12 protein-coding genes are annotated in these 16,087 nt (G+C 72.5%); 9 read left to right on the forward strand and 3 right to left on the reverse strand.

Annotated elements, in window-relative coordinates; all coding sequences use genetic code 11:
• Nucleotides 1-229: 229 nt before the first annotated feature.
• Nucleotides 230-2,473 carry an MMPL family transporter gene (locus K4G22_RS18485; RefSeq protein ID WP_228081392.1) on the forward strand — a complete coding sequence of 748 codons (2,244 nt, stop codon included), beginning with the start codon at nucleotides 230-232 and terminating at the stop codon, nucleotides 2,471-2,473.
• Between the two features lie 265 nt (nucleotides 2,474-2,738).
• On the forward strand, nucleotides 2,739-3,548 hold the full coding sequence (locus K4G22_RS18490) for a hypothetical protein (protein WP_228081393.1): 810 nt from the start codon (nucleotides 2,739-2,741) through the stop codon (nucleotides 3,546-3,548).
• Between the two features lie 21 nt (nucleotides 3,549-3,569).
• Here the strand turns inward: K4G22_RS18490 and K4G22_RS18495 are convergent, their stop codons facing one another.
• The 3 genes from K4G22_RS18495 to K4G22_RS18505 form a co-directional block, all read right to left on the reverse strand.
• Nucleotides 3,570-4,511 (reverse strand): ribose-phosphate diphosphokinase, encoded by a 942-nt coding sequence (locus K4G22_RS18495; RefSeq protein ID WP_228081394.1) that lies wholly within the window; start codon nucleotides 4,509-4,511, stop codon nucleotides 3,570-3,572.
• Nucleotides 4,512-4,582: 71 nt separating this feature from the next.
• Nucleotides 4,583-6,202, reverse strand: a complete 1,620-nt coding sequence (locus K4G22_RS18500; RefSeq protein ID WP_228081395.1) for a penicillin-binding transpeptidase domain-containing protein — start codon at nucleotides 6,200-6,202, stop codon at nucleotides 4,583-4,585.
• 137 nt (nucleotides 6,203-6,339) lie between these two features.
• Entirely contained in the window at nucleotides 6,340-8,073 is a 1,734-nt protein-coding gene (locus K4G22_RS18505) for a dolichyl-phosphate-mannose--protein mannosyltransferase (protein WP_425336718.1), read from the reverse strand.
• Between the two features lie 59 nt (nucleotides 8,074-8,132).
• Between K4G22_RS18505 and rsmI the strand changes: the two genes are divergently transcribed.
• The 7 genes from rsmI (at nucleotide 8,133) to K4G22_RS18540 (ending at nucleotide 16,075) form a co-directional block, all read left to right on the forward strand.
• A complete protein-coding gene (gene rsmI, locus K4G22_RS18510; RefSeq protein ID WP_228081397.1) occupies nucleotides 8,133-9,023 on the forward strand; it encodes a 16S rRNA (cytidine(1402)-2'-O)-methyltransferase in 891 nt (296 codons plus the stop codon).
• Nucleotides 9,024-9,050: 27 nt separating this feature from the next.
• Complete coding sequence (locus tag K4G22_RS18515; RefSeq protein ID WP_228081398.1) at nucleotides 9,051-9,344, forward strand: hypothetical protein; 294 nt, start codon at nucleotides 9,051-9,053, stop codon at nucleotides 9,342-9,344.
• 9 nt (nucleotides 9,345-9,353) lie between these two features.
• Complete coding sequence (locus tag K4G22_RS18520) at nucleotides 9,354-10,205, forward strand: TatD family hydrolase (RefSeq protein ID WP_228081399.1); 852 nt, start codon at nucleotides 9,354-9,356, stop codon at nucleotides 10,203-10,205.
• On the forward strand, nucleotides 10,202-11,059 hold the full coding sequence (gene rsmA / locus K4G22_RS18525; RefSeq protein WP_228081400.1) for a 16S rRNA (adenine(1518)-N(6)/adenine(1519)-N(6))-dimethyltransferase RsmA: 858 nt from the start codon (nucleotides 10,202-10,204) through the stop codon (nucleotides 11,057-11,059). The genes K4G22_RS18520 and rsmA overlap by 4 nt, the downstream gene beginning before the upstream one ends.
• Nucleotides 11,060-11,162: 103 nt before the next feature.
• Nucleotides 11,163-12,077, forward strand: coding sequence for a 4-(cytidine 5'-diphospho)-2-C-methyl-D-erythritol kinase (locus K4G22_RS18530; RefSeq protein WP_228081401.1), 915 nt, complete (start codon nucleotides 11,163-11,165; stop codon nucleotides 12,075-12,077).
• Nucleotides 12,070-13,947, forward strand: a complete 1,878-nt coding sequence (locus tag K4G22_RS18535) for an ABC-F family ATP-binding cassette domain-containing protein (RefSeq protein ID WP_228081402.1) — start codon at nucleotides 12,070-12,072, stop codon at nucleotides 13,945-13,947. Before K4G22_RS18530 ends, K4G22_RS18535 begins: the two co-directional genes overlap by 8 nt.
• A 184-nt stretch (nucleotides 13,948-14,131) precedes the next feature.
• Nucleotides 14,132-16,075 (forward strand): hypothetical protein, encoded by a 1,944-nt coding sequence (locus K4G22_RS18540; protein ID WP_228081403.1) that lies wholly within the window; start codon nucleotides 14,132-14,134, stop codon nucleotides 16,073-16,075.
• Nucleotides 16,076-16,087 lie beyond the last annotated feature (12 nt).

Raw genomic sequence — 16,087 nt, forward strand, 5'->3', positions numbered from 1 at the left:
CGGAGTCCCGTCGCGGGTTCGGCGGTGCGTCAGATGAGTTCGGTTCGTCGCTCACAGCTCCATGCTTCGGGTCACGGAAAGCAGCGGCAAGTCACAAAGCGGCACGAAAAGTGATTCGCATCACAAGCGCTTCGTGGACTCATCCCCAATGGCCTGTGCCGCGTCTCGTGACATGAGCTGACTCATCTGCTAATTCGAATCACGACACCCGGACAGGAGAACCTGCCCCGTGGCTACGTTCTTGTACAAACTCGGGCGCCTGAGCTTCCGACGCCGCTGGTGGGTGGCGCTGGTCTGGCTGGCGCTCCTCGTCGGCGTCGGCGGCGCCGCCGCGACGGCGGGTACGCCCCCCACCGACGAATTCGCCCTGCCTGGGACGGAGTCCCAGGACGCCTTCGACCTGATGGAGGAGGAGTTCCCGCAGGCCGGCGCGGAGAACCTCGAATCCCAGGTCGTCTTCCAGGCTCCCGAGGGGGAGCGGCTGGACACGCCGGCCCACCAGGAGACCATCGACGACGTCCGCGGGCTGCTCGTGGACGGCGACCTGGTCGTGAACGTCACCGACCCGTTCGAGACGTCCTCCGTCAGTGAGGACGCCTCCACCGCCTACCTCACCGTGTCCTACGACGCGGCGTGGGGCGACATCACCCATGAGATGCGCCAGCAGCTGATCGACGCGATGGAGACCGGCCGCGACGCCGGGCTCGCCGTCGAGGCCAGCGGCGAGGTCGCCATGGAGGAGATGGAGATGGGCGGCGGTGAGATCATCGGCATCGTGGTGGCCGCCATCGTGCTGGTCATCACCTTCGGTTCGCTGGTCGCCGCTGGTCTGCCGCTGCTGACCGCGCTGGTCGGCGTCGGCGTCGCCATGATCGGTATCGCCGCGCTGAGCAGTACGCTCGGCCTCTCCGAGACCACCGGCATCCTCGCGATGATGATCGGCCTCGCGGTCGGCATCGACTACGCCCTGTTCATCGCCTCCCGCTATCGAGCGGAGCTGGTCGAGGGACACAACCAGGAGGAGGCCGCGGGCCGGGCCGTCGGCACCGCCGGGTCCGCCGTGGTGTTCGCCGGTCTCACGGTGGTCATCGCGCTGGCCGGCCTCGCCGTCGCGAACGTCCCGATCCTCACCAAGATGGGTCTCGCCGCCGCCGCGGCCGTGGTGATCGCGGTGTTCGTCGCGCTGACCCTGGTGCCGGCGGCGCTCGGCATGGTGGGCAAGCGGATCTTCGGCCGCAAGCTCCGTGCGCAGAACCCGGAGACCGGCGTTCCGGCCTCGCTGAACAAGGCGGGCAAGGACAACGGCGGCACCCGCTGGGCCAAGGCCGTGCTGAAGCGCCCAGGGCTGGTGCTGGCCGCGTCCGTCGTGGGCCTGGGCGTCCTGGCCATTCCGGTGGCGAGCATCGAGCAGGGCCTGCCGGACAACGGCACCCAGCCCGAGGACACCACCCTGCGGCAGTCCTACGACATGTTGAGCGAGGGCTTCGGTCCGGGCTTCAACGGTCCGCTGATGCTGGTCATCGACGCGACCGGCGGGGCGGACGTCGAGCAGGTCGCCGCCGATGTGACCGACCGGCTCGGGGGCCTTGACGGCGTGGTCGCCACCGCGCCGCCGAACGTCAACCCGGACGGAACCGTCGCGACGGTGCTGGCGTTCCCCTCCACCGGCCCCTCGGACAGCGCGACGTCCGATCTGGTGCAGCACATCAGGGACGACGTCGCCGCGCAGGTGGAGAGCGACACCGGGGCGAAGGTGCTGGTCTCCGGCGTCACGGCGGCCGGCATCGACTTCTCCAAGGTCATGTCCGACGCGCTGGTGCCCTACCTGACCCTGGTGGTCGGCCTCGCGTTCGTGCTGCTGGTGCTGGTGTTCCGCTCCATCCTGGTGCCGCTGAAGGCGGCGCTCGGCTTCCTGCTCTCAGTGCTCGCGGCGCTCGGCGCCGTGGTCGCCGTCTTCCAGTGGGGTTGGGCGGCCGACCTGATCGGCGTGCACGAGACCGGGCCGATCATGAGCCTGATGCCGATCTTCATGGTCGGTGTGATCTTCGGTCTGGCGATGGACTACGAGGTCTTCCTGGTCACGCGGATGCGCGAGGCGTATGTGCATGGCGAGGACGCCCGTCAGTCGGTCATCAGCGGTTTCAAGCTGAACGCCCGGGTGGTCACCGCCGCCGCGGTCATCATGATCAGCGTGTTCGCCGGCTTCGCGGTCACCAGCGACGAGGCCATGATCAAGATGATGGGCTTCGGCCTGGCCACCGCCGTGCTGCTGGACGCCTTCGTGGTCCGGATGACGATCGTGCCCGCGCTGCTGGGCCTGATCGGCGACCGTGCCTGGTGGCTGCCCAAGTGGCTGGATCGCATCCTGCCCAACGTGGATGTCGAGGGCGAGTCCCTTGAACGCTACCTGGAGGCCAATGGCAAAGGGCGCGACAGTGTGACGCGGGAGCGGGAGCCCGCTGGGGTCAGCTGAGCTGGAAGCGGCCCACGGGCCGTGGCACGACCCGGCTTTCGAGCCGCGACCGGGTGTCTTCAAGGACGAGGCCCGGCGTCGGGACCCACGGGGTCCGGCGCCGGGCCTCGGCCTGTCGGCCGGCCAACTCGCCTCATCGAGCACCCATGTGACGGTGTGTATCCCCTTCGTGCCGATCCGAGGGGGATTCTTTCGTCCCCACCGATTTGCGACTAGGATGCGACGCCTTGCGCAAAGTAGCCATATCGACAAGTCGGGAGGCCAGGTGCGACGCACATCAGGGGCGCGACGTGGGCCGTTGACACTGCTGGCGACCACACTGCTGGCGGCGGTGGCGCTCACGCCGCTGTCCGCGCCGAGCGCGGCGGCCGAGCCACGCGCCACGGGCGAGGCCGCGTGTGCACCGCGGGTGGCGGCCGACACCGAGCGGGGAGCGGACCAACTCCTGTCGCTGGTCGGTGGGTTGCGGGCCAAGGGGCACGACGACGCGGAGATCGACGAGCGGCTGGCCGCGTTCGCCTGCCTCAGCCGGGTGGACCAGCCGGGGCCGGCCACCGAGATCCCGCCGGCGGACCAGGTGCAGGTGACCGCGCCCGCCGTCTACAGCATCGGCCAGGTCAACGGCAAGGAGCGCTGGGTGGCGTTCGCCGAGTGGGACTGGAGCAGCGTGCCCGGCCATCCGATGACCGGCAACCAGGCCGTGGCCACCTGGTTCGACACCGAGGTGAGCCCCGTTCTCCAGGTGGTCCACTACGCCGGTGACACCCCCGCGTTCCCCAACGTCAGCCGCGAGGACGCGGCGGATGTGAACGGCTGGGGCGTCGGCTTCCTGATGTGGCCCGAGAAGGCGGGCGGCGACATGAACGTGGCGACGGGCAGCCTGGCGCTGGTCTTCGAGGGCCAGGGAGCGTGCACCGACCTCACGGCGCGCAGTGCCTTCGCGCACACCTGGAACAACACCGGCATCAACGGGCTGACGGTGGGCGCGAGCGGTGTGAGCTATGACTGGACCGACCAGGTCGACCGCGCCCTGACCGTGAGCCAGCCGACGACGGTCCCCGGCATCTGTCCCTGACGCCCAGGCCGAAGCGGCGCGCTACTGGTCGAAGAGGGCGCTGACCGACTCCCCGTTGTGGATCCGGCGCATCGCCTCGGCCAGTGCCGGGGCGATCGAGAGCACCCGCAGCTTCTCGGTGCGCTCCTCGGCCGGTATCGGCACCGTGTTGGTGCAGACGATCTCCAGCACGTCGGGCTCCGCGCTCAACCGGCCGAGGGCGCCCTGTGAGAACAGGCCGTGCGTGCACGCCACCCGGATCGTGCGGGCCTTCAACTCCCTGAGCTTGCCCAGCAGTTCCAGCACCGTGCTGCCCTTGGCGATCTCGTCGTCCAACACGATCACATCCCGGCCGGCGACCTCGCCGATCACCGAGCTGATGGTGACCCGGTCGTCGCTGAACCGCTGCTTGGCGCCGGCGGCCACCGGAACGCCCAGCAGCCTGGCGAACGCCGCGGCCTCCTTGGCGTTGCCCAGATCGGGCGAGACGACCACCGCGTTGCTCAGATCCTGGCCCCTGAAGTGCGCCGCCAACTCCCGCAGCGCGTGCAGATGGTCGACCGGCACCGCGAAGAAGCCATGCACCTGCGGCGAGTGCAGCGTCAGCGCCAACACCCGGCTGGCCCCGGCCGTCACCATCAGATCGGCGATCAGCCGGCCGCCGATGGAGATCCGGGGCGCGTCCTTCTTGTCCGAGCGGGCGTAGGCGTAGTGCGGCAGCACCACGGTGGTGCGGCCGGCCGAGGCGCCCCGCGCCGCGTCCAGCATCAGCAGCAGCTCGACGAGGTTCTCCTGCACCGGCTTGACCAGCGGCTGGATCAGGAAGACGTCGCGCTCCCGGCAGTTGGCCGCGAGCTGGACCTGGAGACAGTCATTGGCGAAACGATCCACCTTGCTGGGTAGGAGTGGTACCCCCAGATGCGCGCAGACCTCCTGGGCCAACTCCGGATGGGCGCTGCCGCTGAAGACCGCGATCTCGCGCATGACTCCCTCTCTGGTCCCACGCCTGCCCAGGCGCGGGACCAGCGTACGAGCCGGCCCTGACACGCGAGGACTCAGGGGGCGGCGCGCAGCACGTCGGCCACCACGGGACCGGCGAACTCGCCCCCGTGCCCGGAGTCGGGAACCACGGCCGCCACCGCCAGATCGTCGCGGTAGCCGGTGAACCACGCGTTGGGCTTCTCCTGGCCGTCCACCTCGGCCGAGCCGGTCTTGGCGCCGATGTCGCCGCCAAGACCCGACATCGCCTCGGCGGCCGTACCGGCAGTCGCGGTGTGCCGCATCAACCCACGCAGCTGCTCCGCCGCCGGCAACGGGCCTTCCGTGCCCACCAGTTGGCGCTCGGCGAAGTCGGTGGGCACCAGATACGGCTGGAGGAACGAGCCGTTCTTCACCGTTGCCGAGACCGAGGCCATGGTCAGCGGGTTCATCCGGACCGCGCCCTGCCCGATCAGCTGGGCGGCCATCTGCGCCTGGGACTCCGGCGGGATCCGGCCGTCCATCGAGGTGGCGCCCACCTGCCACTCCAGGCCGAGACCGAAGTACTTCCGCGCGTGGTCCCCGAGGTCCTCGTCCGCCAGCTCGGGCGCCTGGCTGATGAAGGCCGTGTTGCAGGAGGCGGCGAAGCTGTCCGTGAACGTGCCGTTCTCGATCTCGAACTCGTTGAGGTTCTGGAACTCCCAACCGCCGTGCTCGAAGTACTGCGGGCACGGGTGCGCCGCGCCCGGATCGGCCAGGCCCTGCTCCATCAGCAGCGAGGCGGTGACGATCTTGAACGTGGAGCCGGGGGCGTAGCTGCCCTCCAGCGCTATGTCGGGCCCGTCGGACCGCGCGTTGGCCACCGCGAGGATCTCGCCGGTGCTGGGCCGCACGGCGACGACGGAGCCGCGCTCCGTCTCGGCGACCGCGGCCTCGGCGGCCTGCTGGATCGTCCGGTCCAGAGTGGTGGGCACCGTCCCGGCGACCGGCTCCGACAGCTCCAGCAGCACCTCGACCGGCTCGCCCTCGGCGTCCGTGATCCGCACCGCGCCGCCCGGGTCGCTGCCCGACGCCTCCGCGTACCGCTCGCGCAGCTCATCGAGCAGCGGCACCAGACCGGGGAACTCGTCGGCGGTCAACACCTCACCGTCGTTGGCCAGCACCTCGATGGGGGGCAACTCGCCCCCGGGGCCGATCTGGAGCGTCTGCCCCTCGGCGAGCGCCGGATGCAGCACGGCCGGCGCCCAGTCGACCACCGGAGTGCCGTCCTCGTCCCTGACCACGGTCAACAGGCTCTCGTAGGCGAAGGCGTGGATCTCCTCCTCGTGCGTGATCTCGGCCGCCACGTCGAACGGCACCGAGGCGTCGAGCGGCTCGGCGGCCGTTGTGGCGAGGGCGGTCACCGCGTCGTTCTCCGTCAGCGTCGCCAGGCCGAGGCGGGCCGCGTCCGGCTCGTCCGTCAACCGGCTCGCCGCCGCGGTGTCCCCGGCGGCCCACGCGTCCAGGAAGGCGCCGGCCGTGGCCGTCACCTCCTCGGCGCTGAGCGGCCCCTCGCCCTCGCTGTCCTCGCCCTCGGCGGCCGATCCCGAACCGCCGCCGTCCTCGTCGTCGTTGAACGCGTACGCGCCGAAGCCGACCACCGTGGCCACCGCCGCGCACACCCCGACCACGACCGCGATCCGCTGCTTCCGATCCATTGGCCCCTGCCCCCTCGTCTCGCCGCGAACACCCCGCCGCCACCCCGCGACGGTCCACCGGCACCGTGGAGTCGCGCATGCCACCCCGCCCCTCGCAGCCTACCGGCTACCCGCCGTAGCCCTGACCGGACGGCTGGCTATATCCAACTCGGCAACCACATCCGCGCGCGCCAGCCGTCGCGGGGGATCTCGGTGGCGGTGTAGAGGGGGTAGAAATAGATGAAGTTCCAGATGATCAGCAGCACCAGGACGCCGACCGTGACGATGCCGATCACCCGGCGGCGTTCGGAGCTGCCGGGGGGGCCGAGCAGGGCGCCGACGAGGAGGGCCACCGCCAGGCAGAGGAACGGCACCAGCACCACGGCGTAGAAGTAGAAGATGGTGCGTTCCTGGTAGAGGAACCACGGCAGATAGCAGGCGGCCACCGCGCAGAGCACCGCGCCGGCGCGCCAGTCGCGGCGGAAGAGCCAGCGCCAGACGGCGTAGGCCAGCGCCACGCACGCGGTCCACCACAGCAACGGGGTGCCCAGCGCGAGCACTTCGCGGACGCAGCCGCTGGCGTAGCCGCAGCCCCCCGCCGCCGAGTCGCTGGCGCTGTACGGCTCGCCCGGGTCGGCGGAGGCGTAGTAGTAGGTGACCGGCCGGGCCGCGACCAGCCAGCCGAAGGGGTTGGACTCGTAGGGGTGGCTTGAGGTCAGCGCCACATGGAAGTCGTAGACCTGGAAGGTGTAGTGCCACAGGCCGCGCAGCGGCCCAGGCACCCACGACCAGGAGCTGTCGGCGCCGGCCCCGTTGTGCCAGTTCCGGTAGTAGCCGCCCGAGGTGGCGAACCAGCCGACCCAGGACGCCACATAGACGGCCAGCGCCACCGGGACCAGCGACAGGAAGGCGGGCGCCGCGTCCCGCCGCAGCATCGCGCGGTGCGCGGCCCTGGCGCCGGCGGCGCGGCGGGCGCCCGCGTCCCACAGCACCGTCAGGACGCCGAAGGCGGCCAGCACATAGAGGCCGTTCCACTTGGTGGCGCACGCCAGGCCGAGGCAGACGCCGGCCGCCAGCCGCCAGGGGCGCAGGCCGAGTCCGAGGCGCTCGCCCACGGTCGTGTCGGAGCGCAGCAGCCCGTCGGCGCCGGTGGGCAGCGCGGCGGCCAGCCGCGCCCTGGCCGCGTCCCGGTCGATCAGCAGGCAGCCGAAGGCGGCCAACAGCCAGAACATCAGCACCAGGTCGAGCAGCGCGGTGCGGCTCATCACGAAGTGCAGCCCGTCGACCGCCAGCAGCAGCCCGGCGAGGCAGCCAAGGGCGGTGGAGCGGAACAGGCGCCGCCCGATGCGGCACAGCATCAGCACGGAGAGGGTGCCGAGCAGCGCCACCATGAAGCGCCAGCCGAAGGGCGTGAGGCCGAAGAGCCACTCGCCGGCCGCGATCATCCACTTCCCGGCGGGCGGGTGCACCACGTAGGAGGCGGTGTCGCCCAGCGGGATGGTGCCGTCGATGATCAGCTCGTTGGACTTCTCCGGCCAGTCCGTCTCATAGCCGTGCTTCAGCAGCGACCAGGCGTCCTTGGCGTAGTACGTCTCGTCGAATATGACGGCGTGCGGCCGACCCAGATTGACGAACCGCAACACCCCGGCCAGCAGCGCGACCAGCAGCGGACCGCCCCATCCGGTGGCCCTGGCCAGCCGGCCGGCGGCGGGCGCCGAGAAGCCGAAGTACTGCCAGAGCCTGGCGCCCGGCTCCGGGTATCCGGGCACCAGCCGTTCCCGCAGGTCCTGGGCGCGGGACGGCTGGTAGCCGAAGCGGCGCAGCCGTGCGGCCCAGCTGTCGGGCCGCTGCGGGTGCTCCAGGGGAGCGTCGGTCAGGGTCTGGCTGCTCATCACGGCCATCTTGGCATCCGGTGGCCGGGAACCTCCGTCGGATGGGTGAGGATGGGGTGATGACTGGGACGGCTGAGGACACGGCTGAAGGTGTCGCGGAGGGCGCGGGAGCTGGCGTTCTCGTGCTGGCGGGGACCCCGATCGGCTCGTTGGCTGACGCGCCGCCCCGGCTGGCCGAGGAGTTGGCGTCGGCGGACGTCGTGGCGGCGGAGGACACCCGCCGGCTGCGTCGGCTGGCGCAGGGCCTCGATGTCGCGGTGCGCGGCCGGGTGGTCTCCTACTTCGAGGGCAACGAGGCGGCCCGCACCCCGGAGCTGGCCGATGAACTGGCGGGTGGCGCCCGGGTGTTGCTGGTCACGGACGCCGGGATGCCCTCGGTGTCCGACCCCGGCTACCGGCTGGTGGTCGCCGCCGTGGCGCGCGGGGTGCGGGTGACGGCGGTGCCAGGCCCCTCGGCGGTGCTGACGGCGCTGGCGCTCTCGGGGCTGCCGGTGGACCGCTTCTGTTTCGAGGGCTTCCTGCCGCGCAAGGCGGGGGAGCGCGCGGCGCGGCTGCGGGAGGTGGCCGAGGAGCGGCGCACCCTGGTCTTCTTCGAGGCGCCGCACCGGCTGGCGGCGACGCTGTCCGCCATGGCGCAGGCGCTGGGCGACGAGCGTCCGGCGGCCGTCTGCCGCGAGCTGACCAAGACCTACGAGGAGGTCAGGCGCGGCCCGCTGGCGGAGTTGGCGCGCTGGGCCGAGCCCGGGGTCAGGGGCGAGATCACGGTGGTGGTGGGCGGCGCCGAACGGGCCGCGCCGGTGACGGACGCCGCCGAGCTGGCCCGGCGGGTGGCGGCCAGGGAGGAGGCGGGGCAGCGCCGCAAGGAGGCCATCGCCGAGGTGGCGCGGGAGGCGGAGGTGCCCAAGCGGGCGGTCTTCGACGCGGTGGTGGCGGCCAAGCCCCGGGGTTAGCGTGGAGGGGGAGCGGCGTGTTCCCACGTGCCCACGAGTCTCCTGGGGGCCGACATGGCCGAGAGCGAGCGCGCGACCACCTCTGAGTCCTTCGCCTTCGCCTGCCTGAGCTGCGGCTACGGCTGGGAGCAGAGTTTCGAGCGGGAGCGGCACACCGGCCCCGAGGGCGAGCGCGTCATCCGTTATCTGGTCGACGGCCGGCCGGTGCCCTCCCCGTTGATCCATCCGTCCTGCCCCAACTGCGGCGGGCATCGGGTGCGGGTGCTGCCGGCGGGTGCCGTGGACGACGTGCGGCGCGGGCCCGGCTCCGGCGCGCCGTAGGATCGGGCCATGCCCAAGTCCGCCAAGGCGAAGGCCGAGCAGACCGTGCCGCCGCCGCTTCCCGAGCCACTGACCGTGCCGGTCGCCGACGCGCACACCCATCTGGACATGCAGGAGGGCACGGTCGAGGAGGCGCTGGCGAAGGCCGCGGCGGTCGGGGTCACCCGGCTCGTCCAGATCGGCTGCGATGTGGCCAGGGCGCGCTGGGCCGTCAAGATCGCCGCCGAGCATCCCGAGGCGATCTGGGCCGCCGTCGCCCTGCACCCCAACGAGGCGCCCAGGATCGAGGCGGAGGGCGGGCCGGCCGCGCTTGACGCGGCGCTCGCCGAGATCGCCGAGCTGGCGGCGCTGCCGCAGGTCCGCGCGATCGGCGAGACCGGCCTGGACTACTACCGCACGGGCGCCGATGGCGTCGCCGCGCAGCAGCGTTCGTTCCGGCGCCATCTGGCGCTGGCCAAGGAGCTGGACAAGGCGCTGGTGATCCACGACCGGGAGGCGCACGCCGATGTGCTGCGCATCCTCAAGGAGGACGGCGCCCCCAGGCGCACCGTCTTCCACTGCTACTCGGGCGACGCCGAGATGGCCGCGATCTGCGCCGCCGAGGGGTACTTCATGTCCTTCGCCGGCAATGTCACCTTCGCCAGCGCGCACCCGCTGCGCGCGGCCCTGGCGGCGGCGCCGCCCGAGCTGCTGCTGGTGGAGACGGACGCGCCCTTTCTCACCCCGGCGCCGTTCCGTGGCCGCCCCAACGCGCCGTATCTGATCCCGGTCACGGTGCGCGCCATGGCCGAGGTCAAGGGCCTGGGCGAGGCCGACCTCGCCCGGCGGCTGGCCGCCAACACCGAGCGGGCCTTCGGATGAGCGCCGAGGCGCTGCTCGGCCCGGCCGAGGTGCGGGAGCTGGCCGCCGCGCTGGGGGTGCGCCCCAGCAAGCAGCGCGGCCAGAACTTCGTGATCGACGCCAACACCGTGCGGCGGATCGTGCGCGCCGCCGGGGTGGGCGAGAGCGACACCGTCCTTGAGGTCGGCCCCGGGCTCGGCTCGTTGACGTTGGCGCTGCTGGCCGGCGCCGACCGGGTGGTCGCGATCGAGATCGACGACACGCTCGCCGGGGCGCTCCCCGCCACCGTCGCCGCGCGCCTCCCGGCGCGCGCCGACCGGTTCGCGCTGGTGCATGCCGACGCGCTACGGGTCACCGAGCTGCCGGGCCCGCCGCCGGACGCGCTGGTCGCCAACCTGCCCTACAACGTGGCCGTTCCGGTGCTGCTGCATCTGCTGGCCGCCTTCCCCAGCCTGCGGCGCGGCCTGGTCATGGTGCAGTCCGAGGTCGCCGACCGGCTGACAGCGCCGCCGGGGTCCCGGGTGTACGGGGTGCCCTCGGTCAAGGCCGCCTGGTACGCCGACGCCAGGCGGGCCGGGGCGATCGGCCGCACGGTGTTCTGGCCGGCGCCCAACGTGGACTCGGGCCTGGTCGCGTTCACCCGCCGGGAGCCGCCGGCCACCACGGCCGACCGCGCCGAGGTCTTCGCCGTGGTGGACGCGGCCTTCGCGCAGCGCCGCAAGACGCTGCGCGCCGCGCTCGCCGGCTGGGCCGGCTCCCCTGCGGCGGCCGAGGCGGCGTGCCGGGCGGCCGACGTGCCGCCCACGGCGCGCGGCGAGCAGCTGACGGTCGCCGACTTCGCCCGGCTCGCCGAGCACCGCCCCCCGCGCCCCTGACCGGTTGCCCGCCCGCCGGTCCGACCGTACGTTTGTCCGCCCGTCCGTTCGGCGTGAGCCGTTGATCAGTCCCTGTGAGGGACTACGAGGGACCCAGACGACCATGACCGCAGCATCCCGCACCGTCCGCGTTCCGGCCAAGGTCAACGTGCAGTTGGCCGTGGGCCCGCCGCGGGCCGACGGCTTCCACGACCTGGCCAACGTCTTTCTCGCGGTGGCCCTGTACGACGAGGTCACCGCCACCGAGGCCGGGGAGCTGAGCGTCGGCTGCACGGGCCCTGGCAGCGAGCTGGTGCCCACGGGCGAGGAGAACCTCGCGGTGCGCGCCGCCCTGCTGCTGGCCCGGCACCACGGCCGGGATCCGGCGGTGCGTCTCGACATCGTCAAGGACATCCCGGTGGCCGGCGGCATGGCCGGCGGCAGCGCGGACGCGGCCGGCGCCCTGCTGGCCTGCGACCAGCTCTGGGGCACCCGCACCCCGCACGAGGAACTGCTCGCGATCTGCGCCGAGTTGGGCTCGGATGTGCCGTTCAGCCTGATCGGCGGGGCGGCCCTGGGCGAGGGCAGGGGCGAGCGGCTGACCCGGCTGCCGGTCAGCGGCACCTTCCACTGGGTGTTCGCGCTGGCCGACGGCGGCCTCTCGACGCCGGCCGTCTACCAGGAGTGCGACCGGCTGCGCGCCGACGCCGAGGTGCCAGCGCCGCTGCCCGACCCGGCGCTGTTGAAGGCGCTGGCGGCCGGCGACCCGCTGGCGCTGGCGCCCACACTGGCCAACGACCTCCAGCCGGCGGCGCTCTCGCTGCGCCCCGCCCTGGCCGAGACGCTGAAGGCCGGCGTCGCCGCCGGCGCGCTCGCCGGCCTGGTCTCCGGTTCGGGGCCCAGCTGCGCCTTCCTGGCCGCCGACGCCGAGGCCGCCGCCGCCGTCGCCGACGCCCTGGCGGGCTCGGCGCACTGCCGCACCGCCCGCGCGACGACGGGGCCAGTGCCCGGGGCGACTACCATCGACTCCCATGCCTGAAGCGTCCGGAACCACCAGGTCGGCGTCGCCGTCCTCCGCTGGCCGAAACCTGGTCAACGTCGAGTCCATCAGCAAGGTCTACGGCACCCGCGCGCTGCTCGACGGGGTCTCGCTCGGCGTCAACGAGGGCGACCGGATCGGCGTGGTGGGCCGCAACGGCGACGGCAAGACGACGCTGGTGCGGGTCCTCGCCCGGCAGGAGCCGCCGGACGGCGGCCGGGTCACCCACGCCGGTGGCCTGCGGCTCGGGGTGCTCACCCAGCACGACTCGCTCGACCCGGCGGCCACCGTCCGTCAGGAGGTGATCGGCGATCTCGCCGACCACGAGTGGGCCGGCGAGGCCCGGGTCCGTGACGTCCTGACGGGGCTCTTCGGCGGTCTCGACCTGCCGGGCTTCGCCGACGGGCTCGACACGGTGATCGGGCCGCTCTCCGGCGGTGAGCGGCGCCGGATCGCGCTGGCCAGGCTGCTGATCGCGGAGCAGGACCTGATCGTGCTCGACGAGCCGACCAACCACCTCGACGTCGAGGGCATCGCCTGGCTCGCCGGCCATCTGCGGGTCCGCAGGTCCGCGCTGGTGGTGGTCACCCACGACCGCTGGTTCCTCGACCAGGTCTGCACCCGGATGTGGGACGTGCAGCGCGGCACGGTCTTCGGCTACGAGGGCGGCTACAGCGACTACGTCTTCTCCCGGGCCGAACGGGAGCGGATCGCGGCCACGGAGGAGACCAAGCGGCAGAACCTCGTGCGCAAGGAGCTGGCCTGGCTGCGGCGCGGCGCCCCGGCGCGCACCAGCAAGCCCAGGTTCCGCGTCGAGGCGGCCAACGAGCTGATCGAGGATGTGCCGCCGCCCAGGGACAGCGCCGAGCTGATGGGCTTCGCCAGCGCCCGACTCGGCAAGACCGTCTTCGATCTGGAGGACGTCACGGTCCGGGTCGGCGCCACGGCGGACGGCGGACGCACCCTGTTGGAGCGGCTCACCTGGCAGCTGGGTCCTGGCGACCGGGTCGGCCTGGTCGGGGTGAACGGCGCGGGCAAGACGTCCCTGCTCCGCGCGTTGGCCGAAACGGCCAGGGCCCCCGACTCGGCCGGTTCGCCGCTGCTGACCGCCGGCCGGATCACCGTGGGCAAGACGGTCCGGCTCGCCTACCTCTCCCAGGAGGTCGCCGAGATCGACCCCGACTGGCGGGTGTTGCAGGCGGTCGAGAGCGTGCGCTCGCGCGTCGACCTGGGCAAGGGACGGGAGATGACCGCCTCCCAGCTCTGCGAGCGGTTCGGCTTCGGCAAGGAACGCCAGTGGACGCCGGTCGGCGACCTCTCCGGCGGCGAACGCCGGCGCCTCCAGATCCTGCGGCTGCTGATGGACGAGCCCAACGTCCTCTTCCTCGACGAGCCGACCAACGACCTGGACATCGAGACGCTGACCCAGCTGGAGGACGTGCTCGACGGCTGGCCGGGATCGCTCGTGGTGATCAGCCACGACCGGTTCTTCCTGGAGCGCACCACGGACCGGGTGTTCGCGCTGCTCGGGGACCGCACCCTGCGGATGCTGCCGCGCGGCGTCGACGAGTACCTCGAACGGCGCGCCGCGCGGCGGGAGTCGGAGGCCGTGGCCAACGCGGCGACGGCGCCGGCCGCGCCCGCCGAGGCCAAGCCGGCGCGGCTCTCCCGCGCCGCCCAGAAGGAGTTCCAGCGGATCGAGCGCCAACTCGACAAGCTCGGCGACCGGGAGCGCGCCCTGCACGGCGAGATGGCCGAGCACGCCACGGACTTCCCACGCGTCGCCCAACTCGACGAGCGGCTGCGGGAGCTGGCGCGGGAGCGCGACGACCTGGAGACGCGCTGGCTGGAGTTGGCCGAGGACGCCTGACGCCGACCCGCGCTCCGGGGGGTGTTGGTTGCGGGCCGGTCACGGCTGTCGTTGGTACGCAACCGTTCTCGGCGCTGTCAGAGTCCGGTGATAGAAAGAGGAACTGCGCGCGCCGACCGAAAACGCGCGTATCTCGGGCCAGACCGCCCGAACCGTCACTGAGTAGTCCGGCCCAGGGGGAACGATGTCCACGCCACCGCCACCGCACCAGCCACCCGGCGGCCAGCCGGGCTCGCCGGAGGAGGAGCCGGCGCACGGGACGCCGCCGGCTCCCGCGGCCGGCGGCTTCGGTCCGCCGACGCCGGCCAGCCCGCCGCCCTCGCCCACGCCCGCCATGGGCACGCCGGGCGGGCCCGTCGGGGCCGAGCCCGGCACGCCGCCGTCGGTGCCGGCGGTGCCGCCCCAGGGGCAGCCAGGGCAGCCGGGCTACGGCTATCCGCAGGCCCCGCCGGCCGGCTACGGCTATCCGCAGACGCCGCCCCAGGCGGGCTATGGCTTCCCGCAGACGCCGCCCCAGGCCGGCTACGGCTTCCCGCAGGGCCAGACGCAGGGCGGGGCCCCCTCACAACAGCCCACCCTCGGCGGCGGGTTCAGCGCGGCCACGCCGCCAGGACCGTACGGCGCCCCTGGCGTCGGCGGTCCGCAGGGGACGTTCGGCGGCCCCGGGGGCTTCGGGGGGCAGGGGACGCCCCCGCCCGGCCCCGGTGGCGCCGGCGGGGCGGGGCGGGGCAAGCTGCTGCTCGTCGTGGGCCTGGTCCTGGTGGGGCTGTTGGGCATCGGTGGCGCCTTCTGGGCGCTGTCGGGCGACGACAAGAACGACAACGCGGAGAACCGCGACGCCGGCGGGGACGAGACGCCTCCCGAGGAGGAGGACACCGCCGGCCCCGGTGAGGGAGACGACGACGAGGGCGCCGGTGGCGGTTCGCTGCCGAGCGAGCCGATCTCGGCCTCGCTGGCCTGGGAGGTCGCGCCGCTCGAAGTCAGCGCCGACGACATCCTGGTGCGCTCCAAGGCCGTCTGGTTCATCGACGACGCCCTGGTCCGGGTCCTCGGCGACGAGCTGATCTCCTACGACATCGCCACCGGCCAGGAGAACTGGTCGCTGCCGTTCGAGCTGTCCGGCGGTGACTGCAACGCCTCGGCCAACGTGGACGACAACCGCATCGCGATCCTCCAGGGCCGGGACTGCGAGGTGATCTCGGTGGTCGACATCTCGGCCGGCCAGGAGGTCACCAGCATTCCGATCAACAACTCGATCACCCCGGACAAGTACGACTTCCCGGCGATCCTCGGCGACACGGTCGCGGTGAGCTGGGGCATCGGCGGCGGCGGGTACCAGATCTCCACCGGCGAACAGCTCTGGGTCTCCGAGGGCAACTGCGCCGAGACCTCCTACATGGTGGTCGAGACCCAGTTCGTCTCGCTGCTGGAGTGCGGTTGGCTCGCCGAGGACGGCGGCACCCTCCGGGCCACCGACGAGGCGGGCAACCCGGACTGGGAGTGGGACTTCGCCGAGTTGGACGGCGAGCAGATGGAGATCCGCTCCGTCCTCTCGCTCGACCCGCTGACCGTGGTGGTGAGGACGGGCGAGGCGTTCGGCGAAAGCACCGAGCAGATCGTGGTGGTCAACGAGGGCCGCACCGAGATCGAGCATGTCCTGGACTACGACATCGACCGCTATGTCGCGCCCTGCGAGAACCAGATGTTCACCTCCTGCGGCCTGGGCGTGGTCTCCGACGGCTATCTCTACCTGGGCACGCAGGCCGTGCGGGGCGACGGCGCGCTGACCGCGTTCAACCTCACCACCGGGGCCGCCGAGTACGAGGTGAGCGCGATCAACGGCGGCTCCATACGCCCGTTCGCCGCCGAGGACGGCAAGATCCTGGCCTACCAGCCGGCCGACTACGAGTTGGAGGGCATGGTGACGGTGCTCGACCCGGCGACGGAGGCGCTGAGCCCGCTGATGGCGCTCGACCGGGTCGCGCGGGAGAAGGAGTACGCCATGATGGGCGGCGGCGTGTTCCCGCACGACAGCTTGCCGATGTGGAAGGACAACACCCTGCTCCTGGTGGACCATGTGACCTACGAGAGCGAGGAATCGCCGCCTTCGATGCTCGCCTATCGGTGATCCCCTGGCGGG

Origin of the sequence: Streptomyces profundus (assembly GCF_020740535.1) — a bacterium.
Taxonomy (GTDB): Bacteria; Actinomycetota; Actinomycetes; order Streptomycetales; family Streptomycetaceae; genus Streptomyces; species Streptomyces profundus.

Excerpts from the sequence above, each read along its gene's own strand:
- K4G22_RS18495 (WP_228081394.1), bottom strand. The coding sequence starts at position 4,511 with ATGCGCGAGATCGCGGTCTTCAGCGGCAGCGCCCATCCGGAGTTGGCC.
- K4G22_RS18500 (WP_228081395.1), bottom strand. The coding sequence starts at position 6,202 with ATGGATCGGAAGCAGCGGATCGCGGTCGTGGTCGGGGTGTGCGCGGCG.
- K4G22_RS18505 (WP_425336718.1), bottom strand. The coding sequence starts at position 8,073 with ATGAGCAGCCAGACCCTGACCGACGCTCCCCTGGAGCACCCGCAGCGG.
- rsmI (WP_228081397.1), top strand. The coding sequence starts at position 8,133 with ATGACTGGGACGGCTGAGGACACGGCTGAAGGTGTCGCGGAGGGCGCG.
- K4G22_RS18520 (WP_228081399.1), top strand. The coding sequence starts at position 9,354 with ATGCCCAAGTCCGCCAAGGCGAAGGCCGAGCAGACCGTGCCGCCGCCG.
- rsmA (WP_228081400.1), top strand. The coding sequence starts at position 10,202 with ATGAGCGCCGAGGCGCTGCTCGGCCCGGCCGAGGTGCGGGAGCTGGCC.
- K4G22_RS18530 (WP_228081401.1), top strand. The coding sequence starts at position 11,163 with ATGACCGCAGCATCCCGCACCGTCCGCGTTCCGGCCAAGGTCAACGTG.
- K4G22_RS18535 (WP_228081402.1), top strand. The coding sequence starts at position 12,070 with ATGCCTGAAGCGTCCGGAACCACCAGGTCGGCGTCGCCGTCCTCCGCT.
- K4G22_RS18540 (WP_228081403.1), top strand. The coding sequence starts at position 14,132 with ATGTCCACGCCACCGCCACCGCACCAGCCACCCGGCGGCCAGCCGGGC.